This window comes from Hominilimicola sp., assembly GCF_046972485.1.
Lineage (GTDB): Bacteria > Bacillota > Clostridia > UBA1381 > UBA1381 > Hominilimicola > Hominilimicola fabiformis.
On sequence record NZ_JBKVWU010000221.1, the window covers coordinates 1 to 1413 of the forward strand.

2 protein-coding genes are annotated in these 1413 nt (G+C 39.4%); both read right to left on the reverse strand.

Annotation, left to right across the window (positions count from 1 at the left end; genetic code table 11):
* Positions 1-456: flavodoxin-dependent (E)-4-hydroxy-3-methylbut-2-enyl-diphosphate synthase (locus ACLTU0_RS11945; protein WP_412322667.1), on the reverse strand; the 456-nt coding region annotated here is incomplete at its 3' end.
* 11 nt (positions 457-467) lie between these two features.
* Positions 468-1413, reverse strand: a 946-nt coding sequence (locus tag ACLTU0_RS11950) for a M50 family metallopeptidase (RefSeq protein WP_412322668.1), incomplete at its 5' end; no start/stop codon positions are given.

Consider the following 1413-nt stretch of genomic DNA (forward strand, 5'->3'; position numbering starts at 1 on the left):
TTCCACAAGTGCGTCGGCAGTTACACCGCCGTATTTTTGAAGTAATTCTCTTTCAAGCGAACCGCCGTTGACGCCGATTCTGATAGGGATTTCTCTTTCCTTTGCCATTTCGACAACTTGCTTTACTCTGTCGCGGTCACCGATATTGCCGGGATTAATTCTGACTTTATCCGCACCGTTTTTCATACATTCCAACGCAAGACGATAATCAAAATGTATATCGACAACAAGCGGTATATGAATTTGCTTTTTTATATCCGCTACTGCTTTAGCCGCAACCATATCAGGCACGGCAACACGAATTATCTCGCAGCCTGCATTTTCAAGTTCATGTATCTGATTTACCGTTGCTTTGACATCTCTTGTGTCGGTATTACACATAGACTGAATTGCAACGGGATTGTCACCGCCGATTTTCACACCGCCTATATTTACAATTCTTTTTTGTTTTCTCATAAATATTAACCTCACTTATTGAATAAACGCATTATATCGTGGAATGATACGAACACAATGAATGCCAATAACAATAACATTCCGACTGCATGAACTATCCCCTCTTTTTCAGGCGGAATAGCCTTTCTGCGTATCATTTCAATCAGTACAAACAATATTCTTCCGCCGTCAAGTGCAGGTATCGGAAGAATATTGAATATTCCGAGATTTATTGTCAAAATTGCAACCAAGTTAAGCACATAAAGCCAACTGTAACTGCCCGAATTAACCGCGTTGTTCACTTCGCTTACAATTCCGACAGGTCCTGACATTTGATCTACTCCGACCTTACCTGTTATCATCTGCCAGAATGACTGATACACAAGCTTAACCACAAATTCGGTTTCATTTAAAGACTCTCCCCAAACATTAAATATCGTTATATCCTTTGTTTTAGGTGTAAAGCCTATTATATATCTTGTGCTTGTTTCCGACTGACCTACAAGTGAATCGTCCTTAGGCATTTTATCGGAATATTCCACAAACTGACCTGTTGTGTATCCGTTTATTGTACTGTCGACTTGCACGCCGTTTTCTCCGTAAGTTGTTTTGACAATTTGCTCCGTCGGCATAAATGAATAGTCGATTTTTTCACCGTTTCTTGAAACCGTTACGGTTGCCTGTTCGTCTTTTTTGAAATTTTGAGTATAAAGTGAAATATCATTATAGAAATTGATTTTCTTTCCGTTAATCTTTATAATCTTATCATTCGGCTGTACTCCGACTTGTTCTATATAGCTGTGCGGAACAACCGTATCAATAACATTTGTTCGTGCAGGCGACGTTGACGGAACAATAACAAGAAACAGTACAAAACCCAAAATGATATTAAAAACACCGCCTGCCAAAAGCACAAGCAATCTTTTCCATGCTTTTTGATTTGAAAAAGCTCGCGGATCGGTATTGTCGGCTTCATCT